The sequence below is a fragment of the Flectobacillus roseus genome (assembly GCF_030056595.1).
GTDB classification, from domain to species: Bacteria; Bacteroidota; Bacteroidia; order Cytophagales; family Spirosomataceae; genus Flectobacillus; species Flectobacillus roseus.
Window position 1 is genome coordinate 115,413 of the sequence record NZ_JASHIF010000024.1, and the last position, 21,041, is coordinate 136,453.

18 protein-coding genes are annotated in these 21,041 nt (G+C 36.5%); 10 read left to right on the forward strand and 8 right to left on the reverse strand.

What is annotated here, in order from left to right; all coding sequences use genetic code 11:
• Positions 1-160 precede the first annotated feature (160 nt).
• The 3 genes from QM524_RS22425 to QM524_RS22435 form a co-directional block, all read right to left on the reverse strand.
• Positions 161-1,231 carry a hypothetical protein gene (locus QM524_RS22425; RefSeq protein ID WP_283346328.1) on the reverse strand — a complete coding sequence of 357 codons (1,071 nt, stop codon included), beginning with the start codon at positions 1,229-1,231 and terminating at the stop codon, positions 161-163.
• Between the two features lie 147 nt (positions 1,232-1,378).
• Complete coding sequence (locus QM524_RS22430; protein WP_283346329.1) at positions 1,379-1,936, reverse strand: YdeI/OmpD-associated family protein; 558 nt, start codon at positions 1,934-1,936, stop codon at positions 1,379-1,381.
• Positions 1,937-2,013: 77 nt separating this feature from the next.
• The gene (locus QM524_RS22435; RefSeq protein ID WP_283346330.1) at positions 2,014-2,904 is read right to left on the reverse strand and encodes an EamA family transporter; all 891 of its coding nucleotides are present in this window, start codon (positions 2,902-2,904) and stop codon (positions 2,014-2,016) included.
• Positions 2,905-3,163: 259 nt separating this feature from the next.
• On the opposite strand from QM524_RS22435, the gene QM524_RS22440 reads away from it, so the two are divergent.
• Positions 3,164-3,736 carry a YdeI/OmpD-associated family protein gene (locus tag QM524_RS22440; protein ID WP_283346331.1) on the forward strand — a complete coding sequence of 191 codons (573 nt, stop codon included), beginning with the start codon at positions 3,164-3,166 and terminating at the stop codon, positions 3,734-3,736.
• A gap of 282 nt (positions 3,737-4,018) precedes the next feature.
• On the opposite strand, the gene QM524_RS22445 is transcribed toward QM524_RS22440, so the two are convergent.
• The 5 genes from QM524_RS22445 to QM524_RS22465 form a co-directional block, all read right to left on the reverse strand.
• The gene (locus QM524_RS22445) at positions 4,019-4,969 is read right to left on the reverse strand and encodes a hypothetical protein (RefSeq protein ID WP_283346332.1); all 951 of its coding nucleotides are present in this window, start codon (positions 4,967-4,969) and stop codon (positions 4,019-4,021) included.
• Positions 4,970-5,022: 53 nt separating this feature from the next.
• Entirely contained in the window at positions 5,023-5,496 is a 474-nt protein-coding gene (locus QM524_RS22450) for a DUF1877 family protein (RefSeq protein ID WP_283346333.1), read from the reverse strand.
• A 125-nt stretch (positions 5,497-5,621) separates the two neighbouring features.
• A complete protein-coding gene (locus QM524_RS22455) occupies positions 5,622-6,347 on the reverse strand; it encodes a hypothetical protein (RefSeq protein WP_283346334.1) in 726 nt (241 codons plus the stop codon).
• Between the two features lie 57 nt (positions 6,348-6,404).
• Complete coding sequence (locus tag QM524_RS22460; RefSeq protein ID WP_283346335.1) at positions 6,405-8,585, reverse strand: glycoside hydrolase family 36 protein; 2,181 nt, start codon at positions 8,583-8,585, stop codon at positions 6,405-6,407.
• Between the two features lie 246 nt (positions 8,586-8,831).
• Positions 8,832-10,664, reverse strand: a complete 1,833-nt coding sequence (locus QM524_RS22465; protein ID WP_283346345.1) for a gamma-glutamyltransferase family protein — start codon at positions 10,662-10,664, stop codon at positions 8,832-8,834.
• A 358-nt stretch (positions 10,665-11,022) separates the two neighbouring features.
• Between QM524_RS22465 and QM524_RS22470 the strand changes: the two genes are divergently transcribed.
• The 9 genes from QM524_RS22470 to QM524_RS22510 all read left to right on the forward strand — a co-directional run bounded on the left by QM524_RS22470 (position 11,023) and on the right by QM524_RS22510 (position 20,756).
• Positions 11,023-11,682, forward strand: a complete 660-nt coding sequence (locus QM524_RS22470) for a hypothetical protein (RefSeq protein WP_283346336.1) — start codon at positions 11,023-11,025, stop codon at positions 11,680-11,682.
• 511 nt (positions 11,683-12,193) lie between these two features.
• The gene (locus tag QM524_RS22475) at positions 12,194-13,069 is read left to right on the forward strand and encodes an alpha/beta hydrolase (RefSeq protein WP_283346337.1); all 876 of its coding nucleotides are present in this window, start codon (positions 12,194-12,196) and stop codon (positions 13,067-13,069) included.
• A 150-nt stretch (positions 13,070-13,219) separates the two neighbouring features.
• Positions 13,220-14,425 (forward strand): hypothetical protein, encoded by a 1,206-nt coding sequence (locus tag QM524_RS22480; RefSeq protein WP_283346338.1) that lies wholly within the window; start codon positions 13,220-13,222, stop codon positions 14,423-14,425.
• A 64-nt stretch (positions 14,426-14,489) separates the two neighbouring features.
• Positions 14,490-15,035, forward strand: coding sequence for an RNA polymerase sigma factor (locus tag QM524_RS22485; protein WP_095168402.1), 546 nt, complete (start codon positions 14,490-14,492; stop codon positions 15,033-15,035).
• Positions 15,036-15,079: 44 nt separating this feature from the next.
• A complete protein-coding gene (locus QM524_RS22490) occupies positions 15,080-16,360 on the forward strand; it encodes a hypothetical protein (protein WP_283346339.1) in 1,281 nt (426 codons plus the stop codon).
• Positions 16,361-16,517: 157 nt separating this feature from the next.
• Positions 16,518-18,827, forward strand: coding sequence for a T9SS type A sorting domain-containing protein (locus tag QM524_RS22495; RefSeq protein ID WP_283346340.1), 2,310 nt, complete (start codon positions 16,518-16,520; stop codon positions 18,825-18,827).
• 289 nt (positions 18,828-19,116) lie between these two features.
• Complete coding sequence (locus QM524_RS22500; protein ID WP_283346341.1) at positions 19,117-19,722, forward strand: DUF6624 domain-containing protein; 606 nt, start codon at positions 19,117-19,119, stop codon at positions 19,720-19,722.
• An 81-nt stretch (positions 19,723-19,803) separates the two neighbouring features.
• On the forward strand, positions 19,804-20,115 hold the full coding sequence (locus tag QM524_RS22505) for a hypothetical protein (protein ID WP_166578532.1): 312 nt from the start codon (positions 19,804-19,806) through the stop codon (positions 20,113-20,115).
• Between the two features lie 83 nt (positions 20,116-20,198).
• Positions 20,199-20,756 carry a pentapeptide repeat-containing protein gene (locus QM524_RS22510; protein ID WP_283346342.1) on the forward strand — a complete coding sequence of 186 codons (558 nt, stop codon included), beginning with the start codon at positions 20,199-20,201 and terminating at the stop codon, positions 20,754-20,756.
• The last annotated feature ends 285 nt before the right edge of the window (positions 20,757-21,041 follow it).

A 21,041-nucleotide genomic window follows, 5' to 3' on the forward strand; every position in this document is an offset into this window, starting at 1 on the left:
TGACAAACTTTTCATCAAAAAAGCGGTCGAAAGTTATTTTCCGACCGCTTTTTTGATGAAAACGAATGACAATTAGACGCAAAGCATTGCGTCTCTACTAAAATATGTAATTTTAAAAATCACTAATTCGCTAAATCACTCAGCCACTCAATAAAATCATCTATTTCAAACTTATCACCTGATAAAAAGCTTGATTCAGTTGACGTGTTTGTCCGTTTACTTTTGTTTTCAAACGGTCATCATCATTGATTAAATACAGGGTTGATTTATCAACGATTGTCACATCCTCTGCTTTGGTAGTGAGCTTTAGAGGCTCTCCGTTTGATGTTTTAACAATCGAAATCTTATTGCTTCTCAAGTCATTCAAAGAGGCAGTCCAAAGATATGCTCCTACATTTTCTGGTGTTTCGTAAGAGGTTAATATCACAAAACGTTTGTTAAATCTATCGTATTCGATGCTTGAAAGTCCTAATTTTACATCACCCACCACTTGCTTATCAGGTTGAAAATCAGCAATTACCTTCATCTCTCCAGACAAAGAAACCACACCACTTTTGAAGGTATATGGCACTTCAATCACTTTAACCACATAAATCGGATTTTGAAAACTTTCACCAATCTCTCTTACACCTAAATATAAGTGAGTGTTAGTAGCTGCAAAACCCTCGATTTTGAAATATGGCACTCCTTCTGGGAATTTTTCGTTGGCTAATACTTTCGAAATTTGCTTTCTCAAAGCCACAGAGCTCGTAGCCTTTCCGTCTTCTGAAAGTACTTTTGGCGATTCGTCCTGCCCTTTTTCCCAATATAAAATAGTATTAAAACCGTCCCATTCTGGGCTATTATCTTTTACTCTGTCAAAACCAGTAGATAAAAATATCAAGCTTTGATTTGGGGTTATGGCAAAGTCTTCGTATTTCTTAGCGGCTTTGAATATTGGATTTTTGAGATATACAATTTTAGAAGTATCTGTCGTGATCGTATTGCTTAGGATGGCAAAAACAGAGGTGCGACCGTCTGGCATATCTTTATCGTTGGCAATCAAAATTTTGGTACCATCAAAAACAATCGCAGAAGTTTCGCAAGTAGCTTTACTATTTACCAATTCAGGTTGAAAGCAAGAAATACAATTTTGTTCCTTAATCTCCGCCACCTCAACTACTTTACTTGTTCGACATTGAACAAATAGAAAGGCAGAAATACTACAAATAAGCAAAGATTTTTTCGTCATGTGATTCATCATTGGGGTTCTTTATTGATGCAGTTTGAAATATGTAATCAACAAAAATAGTGGGTTTATTCAATTTTGAGGTATTGAATCGAAAATAACTTGTCGATTGAAGGATTCTGACGAAGAGTGAATAAATTTTGTTTTTCCTCATTTACCTTTCTGCAATAGCGCAACAATTTCTTCTATACGCTTCTGACGAGTTTCGGGTCGCTTGGCTGATAACAATTTATACAGTATTTCCTTTTTTGCAGATTTACTGAGACTTTCAAATTTTTCAGACAAGCCTTCTTCCGATTGTAGGCTTTCCATAAAATCTGATGGAATAACCAATGCTTCAACGTCATCTAACACCGTCCAAGAACCATTTTCCTTCGCAATCCTAATCGACTCTAATCCAGCAGGAAACATCAAGTCAGACTCTATCAATTTTTCAATTTTATCTTTGTTAATTTTCGACCAAGTACTTTTTGCCTTTCGTTTGCTAAAAAATTGAATAGATTGCACCGCATCCACTGACACTTTTTTACTATCAATCCAACCAAAGCATAACGCCATATCTACCGCTTCTGACCAAGTAATGGTAGGTTCTCCAGATGATTTTTTATAAAATACAACCCAAATAGACTGATGAGATTGATGATGCTGTTCAAGCCAATCTCGCCATTCTGCTATATTTTTAGGGTAAAAAGTTTCTATTTCTTGCATAGCTATAGATCATTTATATGTACGACTGTCACAAAGCTACGACAGCAGTATGACAGCCGTATGTCAGCAGGAAATTATTAAGCTGATTGTTTTTTAGACTTCACATAATTCATCCAAACAATAGCTCCTAGCATCTTCAAAATACCGAGTAATTGAATCTTGCTCAGCGACTCTCCAAGTACCCAATGCGCACAAATTACGGCAATAGGTAGTTCGATGGTCATCAAAATAGAGCTGATGCCTGCGCCAATTTTAGGAATACTTTTCACAAACAAAACCGTTGGTATCGTCGTACCGAGCACACTCAAAAACAAAATCATGTACCCATAATTCACATCAAAATGCTGACTTGACACAATGGTTTTTGCATTGACGAAAAAAATACAAATTGCCGAACCTGTCATAATCAAGGTACTTTTTACTTGCCATGCAGTCTCATTTTTGATACGACTGTTGGCAACGATATAACTAGCATAGGTAAACGATGTAGCAAGCGCGAAAGCAACACCTATCCAAGAAAAAGACTGAATTTCTTGTTCGAAAATACCACTTGCGAGTACTGTTCCAATCAAAATTAATAGTACAGTCAGAAGCTCTATTTTGCGTGGTCGAACACGATAAAACAGCCAATCTAACAGCAAGCTTATCCATGTAAATTGCATTAAAATTACAATGGCAAGCGAGGCTGGGATATAGCTAACGGATTGATAATACAAAAAATTAGACATCCCGATTGCTGCACCTGTCAATAGTAGAGAGATTACCCCTTTTCTATTTAGTGAAAAAGAATTTTTCTCTTTAATCAATAGAATCGTGGGCGCTAATACGAAGGCAGATCCAAGTGCTTGACCAAACGATAATTCGGCAGCATTGTATCCAAATGTATAAAATAATTTGACAAAAGACGACATCATGCCGTAGAGTACTCCGCCTAGAAGTACCATCAAAATATACGGTAAGTTTTTCATTAAAAGGTTGTTATAAAATTTTCAGTAAAACCAAATTGATATAAATGGCTAAACAACCTTGTTTGTGAATGGATATAAAAAACAGCTCTCACAAATTTTGTGAGAGTAAATCGACATCCAGTTGTTTAGCCGATCAGGCAACTGGTGGAGGTGTATTGGCAGAGAATAATAAGTTCATTTCGATTATTTTTAATTACCCAAAAATAAGGATATTTTTGAGTAATCATACATTTTTCCTCTTAATAAAATCCTATTTAAAATGAAAGCAGATCGTTTTTTTGAGAAAGACCAAAAATGGCAGTTAGAAATGGAAACACTCCGAGAAATTGTTTTGGAGTGCGACTTAGAGGAAGAAATCAAATGGATGCATCCTTGTTATACGTATCAAAGCAACAATATCGTCTTGATTCACAGCTTTAAGGATTACTGTGCTTTGTTATTTTTCAAAGGTGTTTTGATGAAAGACCCAGCTAAACTGTTGATTCAACAAACCGAAAATGTTCAAGATAGACGCCAACTCAGATTTGTTCATCTGGAAGAAATCACTCAAAATCGTGCCTTAATTAAAGCGTATATTTTGGAGGCGATTGAAATAGAAAAAGAAGGCTTGAAAGTGGAATACAAACCTACTTCAGAATTTACAATGCCTGAGGAGTTCAAAGAACTATTGGACAGTGATGAAGCTATCAAAACAGCGTTTGAACAACTTACACCGGGTCGACAAAGAGGATATTTGTTACATTTTTCCTCTGCCAAACAAGCCAAAACCCGCATCGCAAGGATTGAAAAATATCTTCCTAAAATTATGGAAGGCAAAGGAATTGAGGATTAACGGAGATAAAGCAATAATGAAAGCTCAAAGTTAGGCAAGTAATATGCGTAAAACTTTGAGCTTATTGACTTTTAACGTGTATTAATGGCGTTAATTAAGTGAGTACGCAAAGTAAAGTTTAAGATTATGCTTTAAGCTTTCAGATATCGGCTTTCGGCGATGGGCTATGGGAAAAATGCATGTCCGTGGTCGTTAAAAACTTTTTAACACTCTTTGCCTTGTGCCTGTTGCCTTGTCCCTAAAACACGAAACTTAAATTTTATTTTGCACGATTACTTATTTCTACTGTTTTTTGAAAAAATACTTTTGAGTTTCTCCACCTTTCATCATTAGCCATTCATCTACGATAAATTCAAAAGATGAGAGCGAGCCATCAGTCTTGTTGAAAGTCGCCTCTAATTTTTGGCGGTTTTTAGGTTGAAAGGCCGCTAGTTTTTCTTCCAATCGAATTCTGCTTGAGTCTGTAGTGCTAAATCCTTCGTCGTCCCACGCTTTACGTGTGTTTGTCTCAAACATTTTTTTATACTCTTTCTCAGACACTTTCATTTCAAAACTTACTTTCAAGTCGTTCCCAATAATTTCAGGTTTTAAGCGAAAAGTCTTTGGAACCTCTGTTACTGCTCCTCCAGCACTTTTAAACTTTTCTGTTGTATCTACACTCTCCCCCTTTTCATCACAAGGCAATAAAGAAAATGCAGTGAAAAATCGTTGGATTTCAGGAACAATAGCATCAAAAATATCTGAAAAGCTATTGCCTCTAGCCATATTGGACTTTAGCATATCCATACAAAATGGAGCACTTCCTTCTTTGATACTTTTTGCGTAAAAAGCCATGTACTTTTTTTGCAAATCCAGCTTATCTGCCAAGCCTTGATAAGTACCTTTTTGGTCAACACGGATAAAAATTGGTGTTTGCAATAAGAACTTTTTGTCAATAATTGGGCAACTTTCTTCGAGTGTATCCGTGGCAGCGGTGATATAGCTCAAGTATTTCCACTCTACAAGAAAGCCGGCATTAGGTTTGGGAAATTCTTTAATTACTTTTATCTGAAATGTTTTAAGACTTTGCTCAATATGGTCTTCACCGTAAATGCCTCCTATATTTTGTTGTTGTAGTTCATACTTGGATACATTATTGATTTTCCAAGGAGAAGGAATCGAGATTGTTTGGGTAAAACTATTGAACGAGGTAAAAGAAAATAATAGTAGAAATATTTTTTTAGGGGTATTCATTCTATGAAATTATTAAGCTTTAGTGTATAAATGAAATATTGATTATAATGCAGTTACATTGACAGACAAAAAAGAGCAGCCTTTTCTTCTTCAACTAACTTTTGATATAAACTAAGTAGTGGTTCAAAGGACCCTTCATAGATTTGTTCGGAATCAGTGCTAAATTCCTCTAAAGTAGTTTTCACCTCTTCGTCCAATTTTTCATACCATTGCTCAAAGTCCTCAAGGGAATTGATGGATAAACTAAGTAACCAATTGGTTACTTCTTGAAGCTGTAGATGGTTCAAATAACCTACTACATTATAGCTTCCCACTTCAAATTCACCAGTACCTGAAATTCCCAATACGGACTTGAATCCGATAGATTCAATCTGTGAGAAAGGGTCAACGTCGTTGGTTAGTACCATAGCTAAATCCATGAATACTTTTCCTAGATCGACTGCCTCATTTTCACTTGTTTCAATTTGTTCGTACAAATCGGTTTCTTCTACAATATTCTCAGAGTTTTTCACTCCAAAAACCATCATGGACATTCCCATTTTATTTGATATGTGATTTTAGATTTATAAATATATGAACATGCTAATTTAGTTTTATATCTACAATCTATCACAATTAATTTTGATTAATATTCAAATAAAGTTAAGTTGGTTTAGTAGGTATTTGGACTTTGAAGGTAACACGCGAAGATATTAGTAGTTTTTGCATCCATCAAATAGATATTTTTGGAGTTTTTAGTTTGTATTAATATCAACTCATTCTGAACCAAACAAACTAAAATTTCAGTGCTTTCAGATAACGAAGGGAAATAGGTTAAATACGCTTGAGGCATTTTAAAGGGTTTTTGGTTCACGTTAAAGCTTAACCTATCATCCACCATTTTGAGTTGTATGGGCTTGCCATATCGAGCCAGTAGTCGTTTACTTTCCAGAGAATCAGGATAAAAACCTAGATACGCATCTTTTTGATATCCAAAAAGTTTTATGAGAGCCTTTACAGTTAGATTATTGGGTATATTTTCCAGTAATTCAAATCCATCAAAAAAAACTCCAGAATTTCTTGTCCATACTCTATAGGTCGGATCCAAATTATAGAATTTTTGCTTTAAATTAAGCTTTTGGTTGAAGGTTGCATTTCCATTGAGGTAATCACGTGTAGCCCCAAGTACATGAAAAGTCGGAATTACAATCCATCCAGACAGAAAAAATAAATACCATTTCAACCATGATTTTTCTGAGAAAAGGTATACCAAAGCCGCTACCCACAAAAGAAGCCCCAATAGTATTCCAACACCAAAAATCCATAATATCCATGAGGTGAGTAAACCTCCACAAAACACCTTCAGTGTGTAGTCTTTAGTATTGTCACTTTTCATCATAATAAGTATTTTTAGCTTAGAATTTTAACCAAATTAACATAATCTTGACTGTCAGCGTCATTTGTACAATACCTGCTTTATCTCTAAAAGTACTCCTTCATATTTTTGAAAAAGTTTAATATTAAGACCCGATTCGGCTAGTTTTTTCCCAGAATATATACCGAATTTCTTTCCTGAAATAGCATCGCTAATTTCATAGTTTTTTTCTGATGCCAAATAGTTGATGAATATTCTACGTTCAGATTCCTGACTTCCATGTCTAAACACACCAACGATTCCTCCTTCTTGCGTTTCGGTATTGATACGTTGAAATCCATCCCAATAGCCTTCTTTTGGCTCGCCGTATCCTTTCAAATCTTGTCTGAAGCTCATAAAGTGATAAGTGTTTTCCATTTTTTGTAACCAGTCGGCATATTTACGATACTTTTTAAAATCCTCTTTGGACAACTTTCGTGGGTCTCCAAGCATAATAGGCAAAGCACCTGCCAATGACTGAATATGTGTTTCCCAACCCTTATCTTGCATAGCTGGATTTCCAATTACGAGTGCGGTAGCAGGCATAGCTGGCGACCTCCACCAAGCCATATTTCTCACTCTTAAATCAACATTTTCGTTGGGCGGACCTGCAAAGTTTGACAGCCAATTTCCTTCAGCATGTTTGAGCATTGCATAGTCAATGAGTTGTAAACCTCCCATAGTTTCGAAGGTACAATCGATAAATAAGCTAGGCTTGGCTTTGTGTAGCTCATCAAACAAGTTCCAAACAGCCTCATAATTTACAAAAAATGATTCCTCTCTGTCACGATGACTTGGATGATTTTGGGCAAAACATCCTGCATTTTGATTACCGAATTTATAAGGACTTGTCACTACAGTAAAATCTAGCTTCATGTATTCCAAGCCATAATCTAAAGCCATTTTCATCAAAACATCTTTGATATAATCTTTCCAACCTGTACTAAAACAGGCTGTTACCATAGTCGAATCTTCCCAATGTAGGTTATAGGGTTGTTGATTTTTGTCTAATACAAACCATTCTAGATGTTGCTTATAAACCTTGCTTTCGGTTGAGGCACTTCCCACACTGACCCAAAGACCAGGCTTCATTCCCAGCGATTTGATATAGTCAAAAAGTGGCTTTAATCCATTTGGAAATTTTACTTTATCGATTGTCCAATCTCCATAATTATCACTCCAACCATCATCGATAATAAACTCTTTCATACCTGCCTCAGCCGCGATTTTGGCTAGCTCCGTTATCAATTTTTCATTAATCGCCTTATTAAAAGGCTCCCAAGTATTATAAACAAAAGTAGGTTTTTGTACCAATTCCGAAAGACGAATTCCCAAATGTTTCCTTACAAAATCGGGCACTACAGTATTCAAGATTTCATCTGGGTCTTTTTGTTGGTTATATACCGCCGTGAATACTTGGGGAGAAACAAAACTTTCACCTGACCTGAGATATTTTCGGAAGGGATAACGTGCATCACTATGTGTCAGCCCAGAACAAATCGTTCTGTCTTGCCAAAAAGCAGAGGTATGTTTTATAATTCCAGAAGCCTCGTTTCCTATGACTATTCCTTGTTGCCAATCACTGTTATGAATCGTCACGAGTGCATCTTGCATATCACCATTATAAGGTCCCAGTGAACGTCTACGCCCATAATCGTGGCAAATCCAACTGTAGGTAGTTGCATAATATGGTGTCACCGACAACTTTTCTACGTCAATAGATTCTAAGGTGAGTGTATTATTGGATAAATTTTTAACAGTAATGTTTTTACGAATAATTGGTAAGTTTGGATAAAGCAAATATTGCAAACCAACCTCTACAAGCTTGTCGGCACTAAGCAATTTGATGATAACTCCACTGCCTTGTTTTGTATCAGAAACAGGTCTGATTTCGGACAAAGTCCATAAATCAGCTCCAGTGTAACGCTTTTGATTCAACTCAAAACTGAATTCGGCATTGGTATTTTCAAAATAGTTATACTCTCCTTGGATGGGTCGATACGAGGTAGTACCAATGGAGTTGGTTCCTTTGGGCAACTGAATCGTTCGTCTAACAATTCCATTGTTCAAAACTAGCTCTGTTTGATTCCAATGAGCATAAGTAGTTTGCGAGAAAATTCTTTGAAAAATTGATACGCCTCCGAGTATTACGAAAAAAAGAAAAATATTTCTCTTTTTCCAACACAGAGGTTGAATACGGGTTTGAATAAAGACAACGAACATTTGTGAATTTTTAAAGATAAAAATTGAGTGTAGAGTAAGTTAGTTAATCCTAGTGCTATTTCTATCATTGTTAAAGGGTTAGATATGCAATTGACCATATAACTTCTATTCACCTTCAAGATAGCGAACAAAGATATCCGTTAAAAACATAAAAGAATTTAACGGATATTCAATTAGGCAGCAATGTTAAAATTTACACATAAAATATTAATTATCAATATTTTACACTCATCACTCAAAACCCATCTACCACCCTATACCATAATCCTCGCCATGATTACTAGATCCACCCCAGAAACTACCGTGTTTCCAGTCGAAATAAATGGCATTGATAGGACCGCTCGTGCGTTCTTGATAATTGATTTTATAGCCCATTCGACTTAAATCTTTGCGAGTCCAACTTGGCGTTGCTTCATTGAGCGTCAAACCACCATTGATACGTTCGTGCTTTCCAAAACTAGAATACATTTGTAATGTTTTAAAACTCGGTGCTTCGCAAGCCTCCTGAACAGTCATATCAAACTCCGCCATATTCAAGAAAAACTGCAATAACAACTGATCTTGTTCGTCACCTGCTTGTTTGGCGAATGATAAATAAGGTTTGCCATCTTTCAAAGCCATACTCGGCGTCAATGTAACACGTGGACGTTTGCCTGGCTCCACCACATTAAAAGGATTTTCCTTTGGATCCAACACAAATGCCTGCATTCGCTGGCTCATACCAACACCTGTATTACCCGCAATACAAGCTGGAACCCATCCCCCACTCGGCGTCATCGAAATGACCCAACCTTCAGCATCGGCAGCTTCGACGGAAGTTGTACCTGCCGTAAAATCCTCCTCGAATTGGGTATTATAAACGGCATTATTTTTAGGAGAAAAAGTACTTGCTCCCATCCAAGTCTTCAAAATATCCTGATAAGGGTTGATTTTTCCTTCAAATGGATATGGGTCACCCGGACCAATTTTAGGGTCGTTGGCATCTGGATTGATAAGTTTACTACGCTCTTTAGCGTACTCTTTCGAAAGCAAACCCTTCATCGGTTCTTCAGGAGCAAAGGCTGGATCGCCGTAGTAAAAATCACGGTCGGCAAATGCTAAGTTCATGGCCTGATATAAGGTATGAATGTAGCGGGTAGAGTTATAGCCCATACTTTTCAAATCGAAATTTTCGAGGATATTTAAGGTTTGAAGCATGGCGGGTCCTTGTGTCCATTGTTGTAATTTATATACCTCAATTCCTCTGTAGGTCGTCATCGTTGGTTCTTCGATTTTTACTTTCCAGTTCGCCAAATCTTGTTCGGTAATCAAGCCACCTTGCTCCTGACAACCTCTCACAAATTCTTTCGCAACTTCTCCTTTATAAAAAACATCATAAGCCGCATAAATAGCGTCCTTACGAGATTTCCCCTTTGCCAAAGCCTGCTGCTCAGCCTTTACCAATTTGCGTAACGTTTCCAATAAATCCTTTTGCACAAAGATTTCACCAGCTTCAGGGGCTTCGTATTTAGCGCCTAAATGTGGCAAGAAGACCTTTTTTGAATACGGCCATTGTTTGATTTGTTCCTTAGCTTTTTCTATTGAATTAGCCGTTTGCGCTTCTATCGGATACCCTTCTGCCATTTGCATCGCTGGTGCCAATACATCCTTAAGCGACATAGTGCCATACTCTGCCAAAATGGTCATTAATCCTCCTGGCGTGCCAGGCGTAACTGCCGCTAAGGGACCAAACTCAGGAGGATATTTCATGCCTTTATTTTTGAAAAAATCAGCAGTCGCTCCTGTAGGCGCTACCCCAAGGGCATTGATAGCAATCACTTTTTTAGTTTTAGGATTATAAATTAAAGCCTGTGTTTCGCCACCCCAGCTCAATACATCCCACATGGTACAAGTGGCGGCGAGCATAGCACAAGCAGCATCAATGGCATTACCTCCTTTAGAAAATGTCATGGCTCCTGCCGTAGCGGCCAGAGGTTTTCCCGTCACTGCCATCCAATGTTTTCCGTGCAAGGGCGGCTTTTGCGTCAAAACTGGCAGATTATTAAAGGCTTGTCCGAAAGACTTGCTACAAAGCAACATTATAGCGATACCAATTCGTAAAGTATTTTTCATGAAAAAAGTGTTTTGTTGATTGTCTATTAAAAATAAACTCTAGCTCAGAAGAAGCCAAACAAATTCTCCATTTTACGACAAGCAGCTTGGATTGAGGGATATACATTTGCTTCCCTATTCTATCAAAAATTCACACCCACTCAGTTTTCCTAGTATCGTAAGTATTCTTCCGTTTAGAAAATTACGATAAACCTGCAAAATTAATCTATATTAGAAGCCTAGAAAATCTAGGTTTCCGTATTTCAATACGAAATATGCCTGTAGATTATCAGGTAGAAATATGTGAAATCATACAAGAAGCCCTCAAAACAATAAAACTTTAGCCATGAGTGCAAATGATAAAATTGCTCGATATTTCGCTTCTGAATTAAACGAAGCCAAACAACAATTAAAAACATCTACATCTGCAAACCCCTTTTTTTTAGAATTGTTAGACAAATTAGAGTTATTTGATTTTCAAACATTTAAGAAAAATGTAAGGAAAACTATTGAACATAATTTGACTAATTATTGGACAAATCCAGCAGAAGGAATCGACCCAAAAGAAACTATATCTGCCATATTGTTTGAATATAATAGCCCCCTTGACAAAGAACCCTATGCACATGCTTACGGAATTATTGATTGGGAGGACTTTGGAGAATATACAGAAATGTTTGACATGGGGTTTGACTATGACTTTGCCGAGGGGTTTGAAGCGACACTTGGTTTCGATCTAGATTTCTTTAGTCCCTTAGCCGTTTTACCTGAGTGGTATGACGAAAACACAGATGAATACGCACCTTATTTACAAAATATGGAGGGGTATCAAGCACTCTTAAACGCTTATTTATTCTCAGGATTACTATGTTTACATGAAGTATTCAAATTGATGCTAGAGCAAGGCTGTTTCAATAAACTGAATACTGCCGAACGATTTATTTTTATTATTGGAGAACATGATTCCGATCAATATCCCTTGTTGATTTTAACTCCAGAAAATTAGGAACCAAAATATTTCAAGCATTTTTAAACAGAGAACATCATCTTTTATCAACTACGAAAAGTTCTATTTTTATAAGCATATAACTTTAGGGTTAATTTATAAAAATAGAACTTCATTTTATTAGAGTGATACTTTATCTCAGAGAAAAATGTCGTCTTCACTTAAAACGGGCAGATTATTAAAGGCCTGTCCGAAAGACTTGGTACAATGCAACATGATAGCGATACCAATTCGTAAAGTATTTTTCATGAAAAAGTGTTTTGTTGATTGTCTATTATAAATAAACGCTAGCTCAGGAGAAGCCAAACAAATTCTCCATTTTACGACAAGCAGCTTGGATTGAGGGACTAATTAACTTTAAAGCGTTCACTCTTCTGAAAGTGATACTTTAATTTATAAAGTGGTACTTCATTTCAATTGAATTTGTGTTTCTTTACCAGAAACAACTCAAAATATGATAGTCAAAAACATTTACCCTCTCTTGCTTTTTGTATTAAGCACGATTTCTACCATGTCACAATCACAAGTCCCCAAAGTATCCTCTGGCAAAATTGTAAGGCTTGAGAACTTTCCTTCAAAACTTATTTCTGCAAGAAATATAGACATTTGGCTACCTGAGGGTTATAGTAACCGAAAAAAATATGCGGTTGTGTATATGCACGATGGACAAATGTTATTTGACAGTACCACTACTTGGAACAAACAAGACTGGCAGGCAGATGAGGTTGCTACTAAGCTAATGAAGTCACACAAGACCAAGGATTTTATCATAGTCGGCATTTGGAATGGCGGTGAAACACGCCATCCTGATTATTTCCCTCAAAAACCTTATGAGTCACTTAGCCTAAATCAGAAAGATTTCGTAATAGATGAACTCAAAAAAATAGGTAGAACAGAGAAAAACTTTCAGCCTGTTTCTGATAGTTATTTAAAGTTTTTGGTAAGCGAGTTAAAGCCCTATATCGACCAAAATTTCTCTGTTTGGAATGACCCTGCGAATACCTTCGTGGCTGGTAGTAGTATGGGTGGATTGATTTCTATGTATGCTATTTGTGAATATCCTGAGATATTTGGTGGCGCAGCTTGTTTATCCACTCACTGGATTGGTATTTTTTCGGATAACGACAACCCTATTCCCGAAGCATTTTTGAAATATATGGAAGCATACCTCCCATCGCCCAAAACGCACAAAATCTATTTTGATTTTGGGACGGTAACATTAGACGCATTTTATCCAAAACATCAAGCAAAAGTCGATGAATTGATGCTTAAAAAAGGTTTTACCTCAAATAACTGGAAAACGCTTAAATTTGAGGGTGAAGACCATAGCGAAAAAGCTTGGGCTAAAAGACTCCATTTGCCTTTTGAGTTTTTATTGAAGAAGTAATCGAATTTAGTAAAGTACCTGAAATTAAAAAGTGTAAAAATAAAAGACTAAATTCATTCTAATATTTTTCCTTCATACATGCAACCCTTTTTATAACCACTTACGTCTGTGTAGTTGAAAAGGCAATTATGCGATGCCTTTTAGAACCACATGACAACATTTAACCTACATATTCCTATAATTCCTTGTCGAATACTTGCTGGTATTCTGAGCGTTGTTGCATTGCAAGGCTGTGATACCGTAGTGGAAGCGACAATGCCCATCACGCCTTCCAGTATTCCGCAAGCTAGTACGGAAGTATTTAAACAAAAATATCCAGCGGTTAGCTCGTTCGTATTTGAACCTCTTGAAAAGGATAAAACTTGGCAAACTGAATTTGTAACCTCAGTTGGCAAAGTATTATCTGTGGTGGATTATCAAGGAGAAATCATTGATTTAAACAGCTTGGTAGGTATTCCCAAAAATCTACCTGAAGCGATTAAACAGCATTTCATCAGCCAATACCCTTCCGCCGAAATACTTGCTGTCTATGATTTGATGAAATCCCCTATGCTCACAGAGGGATATAAACTGGTTATTAAAACCGCCAATAATACAACTTTACATTTGTATTATGACTCTGCGAATGCTTTTGTTAGAGCGCAAACTCTTTCAAACGAAAAAGCTTTATCTATCATTTTTACAAGTACCGACCAAATCAACTACGACACCCAAGTACCCTTAGTTGTGAAGCAATTTGTGAGTAATAATCAGCTCAAAAATGCAAGTGTGGTAATTTATCAATTAACGGATAAATCCTATAAGCTATTTGTAAATTTTAGAGACTTGGTTAACGGTGCTTTACAAACTTTCGAAATAGTACTTTCAGAAACAGGACTAGTTTTGGAATGGGCATCATCTATTGAAAATAATTATGCCTACAAAGTGTTAAACTCAGCAAATATATCTTCGAAAACAAAGAGCTATTTGCAAGCTAATTTTCCCAATTGGCAATTCGATTATGGCATTGTAAAAACTATTTTTGGACAAAACAAAACTAGCTTCGTTGCGTTAAAAGTAGGACAAACGGATAGCTACCTCCTCGCTGAAGAGCAAACGAATGAGCATAATCTCACAATTGTACATACGCAAGTATTAGCCGAAAACAAATTGCCTGTTGCTATCAAAAGTACACTGAGCTCAACTTTCCCCAATTGGATTTTTGTTAATGCCCGTGTAATCTATCAAGCAACTGATGCAAATACGATCAACACAGCACCAAATCACTTTCTTGTGGAAATAAAACAAGGAAATTTTAGATATGCTGTGCGGTTTGATGCCGATGGAAAAATTATTTATCAGTATCACATCATATAAATCGTACAAACTAGCCCAAAAATTCAATCATCACTTCATGATTTCTGAATACTAAGACCTATAAATGCCTCAAAACGAAAAAGAATTAGTCATTGCTTGCAAACGCAACAACCCCAAAGCACAAACAGACTTTTATAATTTATACAAGGGTCGACTTTTGGGTGTATGCCGACGTTATGCACGTACGGTGACTGAGGCTGAGGACATTTTTCAAGAAGCTTTTATTAAAATTTTCAAAAATATTCATACCCTCGAAAACTTAGATGCTATTAATTCTTGGGTAAAATCGACCGTTATTCGAACCGCTATTGACCATTACAGGCACGCCGTTCATGAGCGCTCCCTCGTGGGATATGAGTCGATTGCAGAAGTGACAGAAAATGAAGAGGATTTGTTTGCCAATCTCGCACGAGACCAGATTCTACAAATAATCAATGCTTTGCCTGATGGATACAGACTTGTAGTAAACTTGTATTTGATAGATGGTTACAACCATTTGGAGATTGCCGAAATGTTGAATATCACAGAAGGAACCTCAAAATCACAACTATCAAGGGCTCGCAATTTGCTAAAAAGGGAATTATTAAAAATTGGCTACCAGAAAGCTTAATAACTACATATCAATAAGTTAAAGCAATACAAAAGGATATAAAAATGCAAAATCCAGAAGAAGATAAACTCAAACGCTTGCTCCAAGATACGTTCTCGGATTATGAGCCTGAGCCGTCCGAACAAACTTGGGAATATATAGATGCATCCATTCATCCACATCAACCATTTTCTGCCAAGCTTTTCAAAAGACTAGCAGTAGCAGCCATCGCATTGCTATTGCTGTTAAGCACTGGAGTGATTTTTATGCTGGAACAAAAATCAACAAATTTCACCCATCAATTGACTCTTTTAGAAAAAAATAAAGACCATGTTAAAAAAATAAAATCACAATTGGCAGTTGAAAAGGAAAATGATACGAACAAAAAAGAGGGTCAAAATAGTCTTGAATCAGCAGAAAAGACCATTCTAAATACTAAAAACTCTACTGCTTCAAAAGGGCAAAAAAATACTTCAGCACAACACAGCAATCAAGCAAAGCATATAACCTTTAAAGGGTATGAACAATCTGATTTAAGCCCAGTTTTGCCTCTTTCAGAAAGCTCTGAAATTCCTAATCACTATACCAACAAAAATCATTCCCCTGCGTCTATCAATGTGCCTGAAAATGGATTAAAAATAGACAAATTTGAGTTTATGGAAAGCAAAAATATTTTGGTTAATCAACCTAAAATAGAATTTCCGAATATTGAAAAAATCATTTTCCTTAAATCTCAAAAACCTGTAGTCAAATCGACCTATTTAAGTGTGAGTTTCACACCTTTGCAGACTTATCGAATATTGAAAATAGACAATCCTGACATCGTAAGCCTACAAAGAAATAAACTACTCGACCCCGAACGAAACGGTTTTGAAGCAACCATAGGAATTACAAAATCCATCAATAGCTCTTGGAATTTTAGATGCGGTATTTCTTTCTTAAAAATGCGACAATGGGCTGAATATAAAGTCAGTACTGATAAATATTTAGTAAAAAACAACAATCAAGGAACAATTGAGCAAATCACTCAAAATAAAGTAGAAAGTGAAAATCTGGAGATGTTTGGGCTCCATGCAGATGTACAGCGATTGATGCGCATATCTGGACGAAATCGCTATTTCGTATCCACAGGCACTGATATGATGTATAACTCTAGCAATAGTCAACTCAATACTTTCCTGCAAGTTTCGGGATGCGTACAACATGCGCTCAATTCACAGTGTTTTTTGACGATAGAACCTACCGCCAGCTATATGCTTAACAATATCAATCACTCTAGTAATTTGATACAAACAAGTGCGTACAACCTTGGGCTCAAGATAGGGCTCAGTTATAGAATACAATAACTTTACATGCATTAGGCGATAAGCTTTATGCGCTAGGCTAATAACAGGGATTTGTCTTGATAACCCCAAACCTATATTTTCAACACAGTATTAATCCCTAAAACTTCATTTACTAAATCTATGTAGGCTTATTTAAGCATTTCAAACATTCCATTATATGAAAAAAATTACCTTTTTATTCGCTATCCTACTAGCGATGTGTGGCACAGCTTTTGGACAAACAACCCCCAAATTACTCTGGGAACGCCAAGACCTTTACCTAGAAAATGATGTACCATATACCCTGTTAGATGTCACAGCATCGGGCAAAACCATTGTAACAGTTTTGAGTGGTTTCACTGGTCAAACGATGGGTTATCGGATATTTGATAAAGACGGGAATGAACTCAATTTCCCGTATGGAAAAGTATTTTCTAAGCTAAAAAGAGGCAATAAAGTAAGTTGGATTGCGACACAAGATAGCCTCTTCATTTTTGATAAAGAATTATCTTTAATCAAAGCGTCCAAACATTTTATGACCAATATTTTGGCATCTAACGAAGTGGTTGATGGACTGATTTTTCACACTGAAAAAACGATTTATAAATATAATTTTGCGGGTATTTTGCTTTGGCAATACAACGCCAGTCAAAAAATCGAAGGTTTTGCCAATAGCAAGCTTGCACTATTTAGACTTGAGGGAGGTGAATATCTCTATTTAGATAGTTTTGGAAAAGAAAAAGTAAAAGTCCCTACGATGGGTGCGAGTGGTGCAGGTTTTGGTGGCGGAGCTCTGTCTGTCATCAAATCACCAGATGCAGGATTTTGGCTCATTGGCAGTAAAGAAGTGTATCGATACGATTCGACGGGACTTCGTACAGGATATGTAGATTTTGTAAAGGAAAAAATAGATTCTAATCCCTATTTCAGTCAAAAAGGCAGTATTATTTCTAATAATAACGAAGAAGTAAATACCAGCTCGATTGTATTGGTACACCAAAAACAGGATGGCTTTTATCTCATAAAAATAGACCAATCTGGTCAGTATCAAACCTTGAGTATTAAAGATAGTAACTTATTTGGCGCTTCAGAGCCATCCGCCTATCGGGTAGATGACGACAGAGTGATGTTCCAAATCAATGCAAACTCAGGCGCCAAATTCATCGGCTTTGGTAATTTCAAAGCCGCCAATACAAGTTGGGTTAAACAACTGACCAGTACGGATTACTTCTCTGGTTTTTCGGGCAATGTATTTTCTGTGTTAAAAGAAAAACCCAAAGTGAGCCCTACCGACAATTTGGCATTCAACGAGGTAATTGGCTATGATTTGGACGGAACCACAAAGTGGTCTTTTAAAGATGAAACGATTGCTTATCCGCAGATTATTGCTGATTTCATGTATATCAATCATGGATCATTTTATTCAAAAATTCGATTGAGTAATGCTAGTTTAGTATGGAAAAAAACCAAACCTGCCAATAGTCACAATGCCTATCATTTTTTTGTAAATGATAAAGAAAGCAATGATTATTGGATTTATTCGAAAGACTATGGTGTGGAGACGAAGATTGACTTTATCTCAAAATCAACACTCGAAACCACTCGTTTTTTTGAGTATCCTAAAAACTACTATCCACTACGTTCTAACTATTTTATCGATGTCCAAAATAAAACTTTTACCACGATTACTTCTGGCGAAGATGGCACTTTCGCCACCCACCGTTTACGAAAATATGCCACCAAATGCTATTATCCAACCAACACTTCCATAGAGGTAACTGGAGCAACGGAAGTATGTTCGGGCACTCAAGTACAGTTATCAATCGCCCAACAAGAGGGTTCGAGCTATCAATGGCAAATGGATGGACAAGACCTTACCAATGCCAATAGCAACAGCTTTAAAGCGGCTCTTTCAGGTGCATATTCTGTCATTATTCGGGATCAGCTTTGTCAAAGTTCTACCGTATCAAACTCTGTCAAGGTTAATATCAAGCCTTTACCAGAGGCAAGTATTACAACCGACATCAAGGGGACCGTTTATGAACCATTCAAGGTACGAATGAATGCCAATACCGGAACTGGCCTCACCTATCAATGGTTGAGAAATGACTCGCTGATTGCCAATGCCACAAACGTCATTTATGACGCTCAAGTGTCGGGAGATTATCGTGTAAAAGTGACGAAAGAAGGCTGTAGTCAGCTATCTACACCTTTAAAAATAAGTATTGCTATACCGCTGGGAACGGAGACAGATTTTGGTTCTGAGCAGGTAAAAATCTATCCGAATCCGAACCAAGGAGACTTTACTCTTATCCTTCCTAACAACTTCAAAAATGCTGAATTACTGCTTTTTGATAGTATTGGACGCTCCTATCCTATTTCTTTCAGCGATAACCAAATTCATACAGAAATGCTCAGCAGAGGTATGTATTTCCTGAAAATTACACAAGGAAACAGGAACGTAACCCGAAAAGTGATTATTGAGTAAATGAATGTTATTGGCTGTTTGGGTATCAGTTATTAGTGTATCTGTTATTTGTATATCCGTTAATGGTAAGCATTATCATCAGATTCTAAGCATAAACCTCCTTCGGTGCGAAAGACTTCAACAAAATTGGTTTTCTTTCGCACCTACGGAGTTTCAAATAATTCTATTTGACCCTTATCTTAAATATAAAATACTGATAATTAAAAATTATAACTCTTTAATACTTAATGAGTATTGACTAACTTGAAAGTTCGTCAATCACAACAATTTTAAGTCTCTATCTTCAAAAATGCAACATCCCACAATCGCCCATAGAATTATTGAACTCCAAAATAATGACCTCGCTTTGAGAGATAAGCTAGCAAAAGAGGGTCGCTTGAGTGAAGGATATGATGAAGAAATGCGTGACCTACATATCTACAATGCCAATATTCTTAACGAAATCATTAAAGAAATAGGCTTTCCAACCATTGAAAAAGTCGGAAAGGAAGCCAATGGAGCTGCTTGGTTGGTGATTCAACATTCGATTGCTTTACCAATTTTTATGAAACGATGTGCATCGCTTTTAAAGGAGGTTGTCGACGCTCAAAAAGCGGATTCGATACATTATGCCTATTTATCAGACCGAATAGCTGTTTTAGAAGATAGACCACAAGTATTTGGCACCCAATTTGACTGGGACGAAAATGGAAAACTTAGCCCCAACCCTATTGAGGATGTAGCCAATGTAAACGAAAGAAGAAAATCGGTAGGAATACCAAATACTATTGAGGAACAAACTGAGTCAATACGCTTTCATGCTCGCCACGACAACCTTACTCCACCGAAGAATTTTATGAAAAGAAAGCAAGAAATGGAAGAATGGAAAAAAAGCGTAGGTTGGGTCTCATCATAAACTTCTAAAGTTTATTCCGCTTCAAGATAAAACATCATAAAGGTTTTTTCTAAATTTGATTCTATAAACTGAAAATACACGATGAATTTAAAAGAAGCTATCCTAGAAAACCAAAATTATGTTGATCCTGACGAAGGAATGTATGTTGTATTTGCCCAAAAAGTCAACAATGCTTTTGAGCCATCCTCTGATGCTCGTATTTTATTGTTGAGACATGAGGATTTTGAAACCCCAATTGCAGATTTTACAAAAGTTCATTGCCCTGGCTTTGACTATTTTTTAGAAATGAATATTATCCAAGATTTTTGGGGAGATTTGAAAGCCAATCAAAAAATCAGTCAGGAAGCAAAGTGGATAAAGCGATTAATCCAATATGCTGAGAATGATGCCTAGATTTTTTTAATTTCAAGTTAAAACTTCTATCCATACCAGATACCAACTCTTTTTCGACCTAAAATTCGATTATCCTTTATTACATGCGATACCTTACTGACCAAATTTTCGATAAAATCAATGAGCTACCCAAGGGTGAGTACGAAAACTGTAGTTTCAACAATTGTGATTTGTCAAACAAAAACCTTTCAGGATTCAAGTTTACAGACTGTCGTTTCGTTGGTTGCAATATGAGTTTGGCATCCATCAACAATACTGCATTTCAGGGAGTTATTTTTAAAGACTGTAAATCATTAGGCTTACGATTTGATACTTGTAATCCATTTGGTTTTGAGGTTTCCTTTGAAAGCTGTCAGCTAAATCATGCTTCTTTTTTCAAGACCAAACTCAAAAAAACTATTTTCAAAGACACCCAGCTTCAAGGTACTGACTTTGCTGAAGCAGACTTGACGAGCGCTATTTTCGAAAATTGTAATTTAGAGCAGGCTATCTTTAACAGAACAATACTTGAAAAAGCAGATTTTCGCAGTTCTTACAATTACGCCTTAGACCCAGAAAGCAACCGAATGAAAAAAGCCAAGTTTTCAGTACTCGGACTTGCTGGACTTTTACAAAAGTACGATTTACACATTGAAGGATAATATGAGTACAGAATGGTGAGTGATGAACTTTGAGTGTAATTTTATGATTACTAATATTTTATCTCATTGAATTCTGCAACTTGATTTTGCCTACTAACTTCATTGCTAACACAATATGAGATAGCCCAAATTTAGGAAACGGAATTCTCCTCCAACTTTTCATCAAAAACATGAGTCATCCCGAATTTTTCGGGAGAACTTCTAAAAACGAAACCTCCTTGTTTACTTTGTGAATCACGACAAACACAAACAAACAGGAGGTTTCTATGCATAAAGCATTTCTAC

What these genes read in the sequence shown, in the direction of transcription:
- QM524_RS22425 (WP_283346328.1), bottom strand. Translation starts at nt 1,231, where the DNA reads ATGACGAAAAAATCTTTGCTTATTTGTAGTATTTCTGCCTTTCTATTT.
- QM524_RS22430 (WP_283346329.1), bottom strand. Translation starts at nt 1,936, where the DNA reads ATGCAAGAAATAGAAACTTTTTACCCTAAAAATATAGCAGAATGGCGA.
- QM524_RS22435 (WP_283346330.1), bottom strand. Translation starts at nt 2,904, where the DNA reads ATGAAAAACTTACCGTATATTTTGATGGTACTTCTAGGCGGAGTACTC.
- QM524_RS22440 (WP_283346331.1), top strand. Translation starts at nt 3,164, where the DNA reads ATGAAAGCAGATCGTTTTTTTGAGAAAGACCAAAAATGGCAGTTAGAA.
- QM524_RS22445 (WP_283346332.1), bottom strand. Translation starts at nt 4,969, where the DNA reads ATGAATACCCCTAAAAAAATATTTCTACTATTATTTTCTTTTACCTCG.
- QM524_RS22450 (WP_283346333.1), bottom strand. Translation starts at nt 5,496, where the DNA reads ATGATGGTTTTTGGAGTGAAAAACTCTGAGAATATTGTAGAAGAAACC.
- QM524_RS22455 (WP_283346334.1), bottom strand. Translation starts at nt 6,347, where the DNA reads ATGATGAAAAGTGACAATACTAAAGACTACACACTGAAGGTGTTTTGT.
- QM524_RS22460 (WP_283346335.1), bottom strand. Translation starts at nt 8,585, where the DNA reads ATGTTCGTTGTCTTTATTCAAACCCGTATTCAACCTCTGTGTTGGAAA.
- QM524_RS22465 (WP_283346345.1), bottom strand. Translation starts at nt 10,664, where the DNA reads ATGTTGCTTTGTAGCAAGTCTTTCGGACAAGCCTTTAATAATCTGCCA.
- QM524_RS22470 (WP_283346336.1), top strand. Translation starts at nt 11,023, where the DNA reads ATGAGTGCAAATGATAAAATTGCTCGATATTTCGCTTCTGAATTAAAC.
- QM524_RS22475 (WP_283346337.1), top strand. Translation starts at nt 12,194, where the DNA reads ATGTCACAATCACAAGTCCCCAAAGTATCCTCTGGCAAAATTGTAAGG.
- QM524_RS22480 (WP_283346338.1), top strand. Translation starts at nt 13,220, where the DNA reads ATGACAACATTTAACCTACATATTCCTATAATTCCTTGTCGAATACTT.
- QM524_RS22485 (WP_095168402.1), top strand. Translation starts at nt 14,490, where the DNA reads ATGCCTCAAAACGAAAAAGAATTAGTCATTGCTTGCAAACGCAACAAC.
- QM524_RS22490 (WP_283346339.1), top strand. Translation starts at nt 15,080, where the DNA reads ATGCAAAATCCAGAAGAAGATAAACTCAAACGCTTGCTCCAAGATACG.
- QM524_RS22495 (WP_283346340.1), top strand. Translation starts at nt 16,518, where the DNA reads ATGAAAAAAATTACCTTTTTATTCGCTATCCTACTAGCGATGTGTGGC.
- QM524_RS22500 (WP_283346341.1), top strand. Translation starts at nt 19,117, where the DNA reads ATGCAACATCCCACAATCGCCCATAGAATTATTGAACTCCAAAATAAT.
- QM524_RS22505 (WP_166578532.1), top strand. Translation starts at nt 19,804, where the DNA reads ATGAATTTAAAAGAAGCTATCCTAGAAAACCAAAATTATGTTGATCCT.
- QM524_RS22510 (WP_283346342.1), top strand. Translation starts at nt 20,199, where the DNA reads ATGCGATACCTTACTGACCAAATTTTCGATAAAATCAATGAGCTACCC.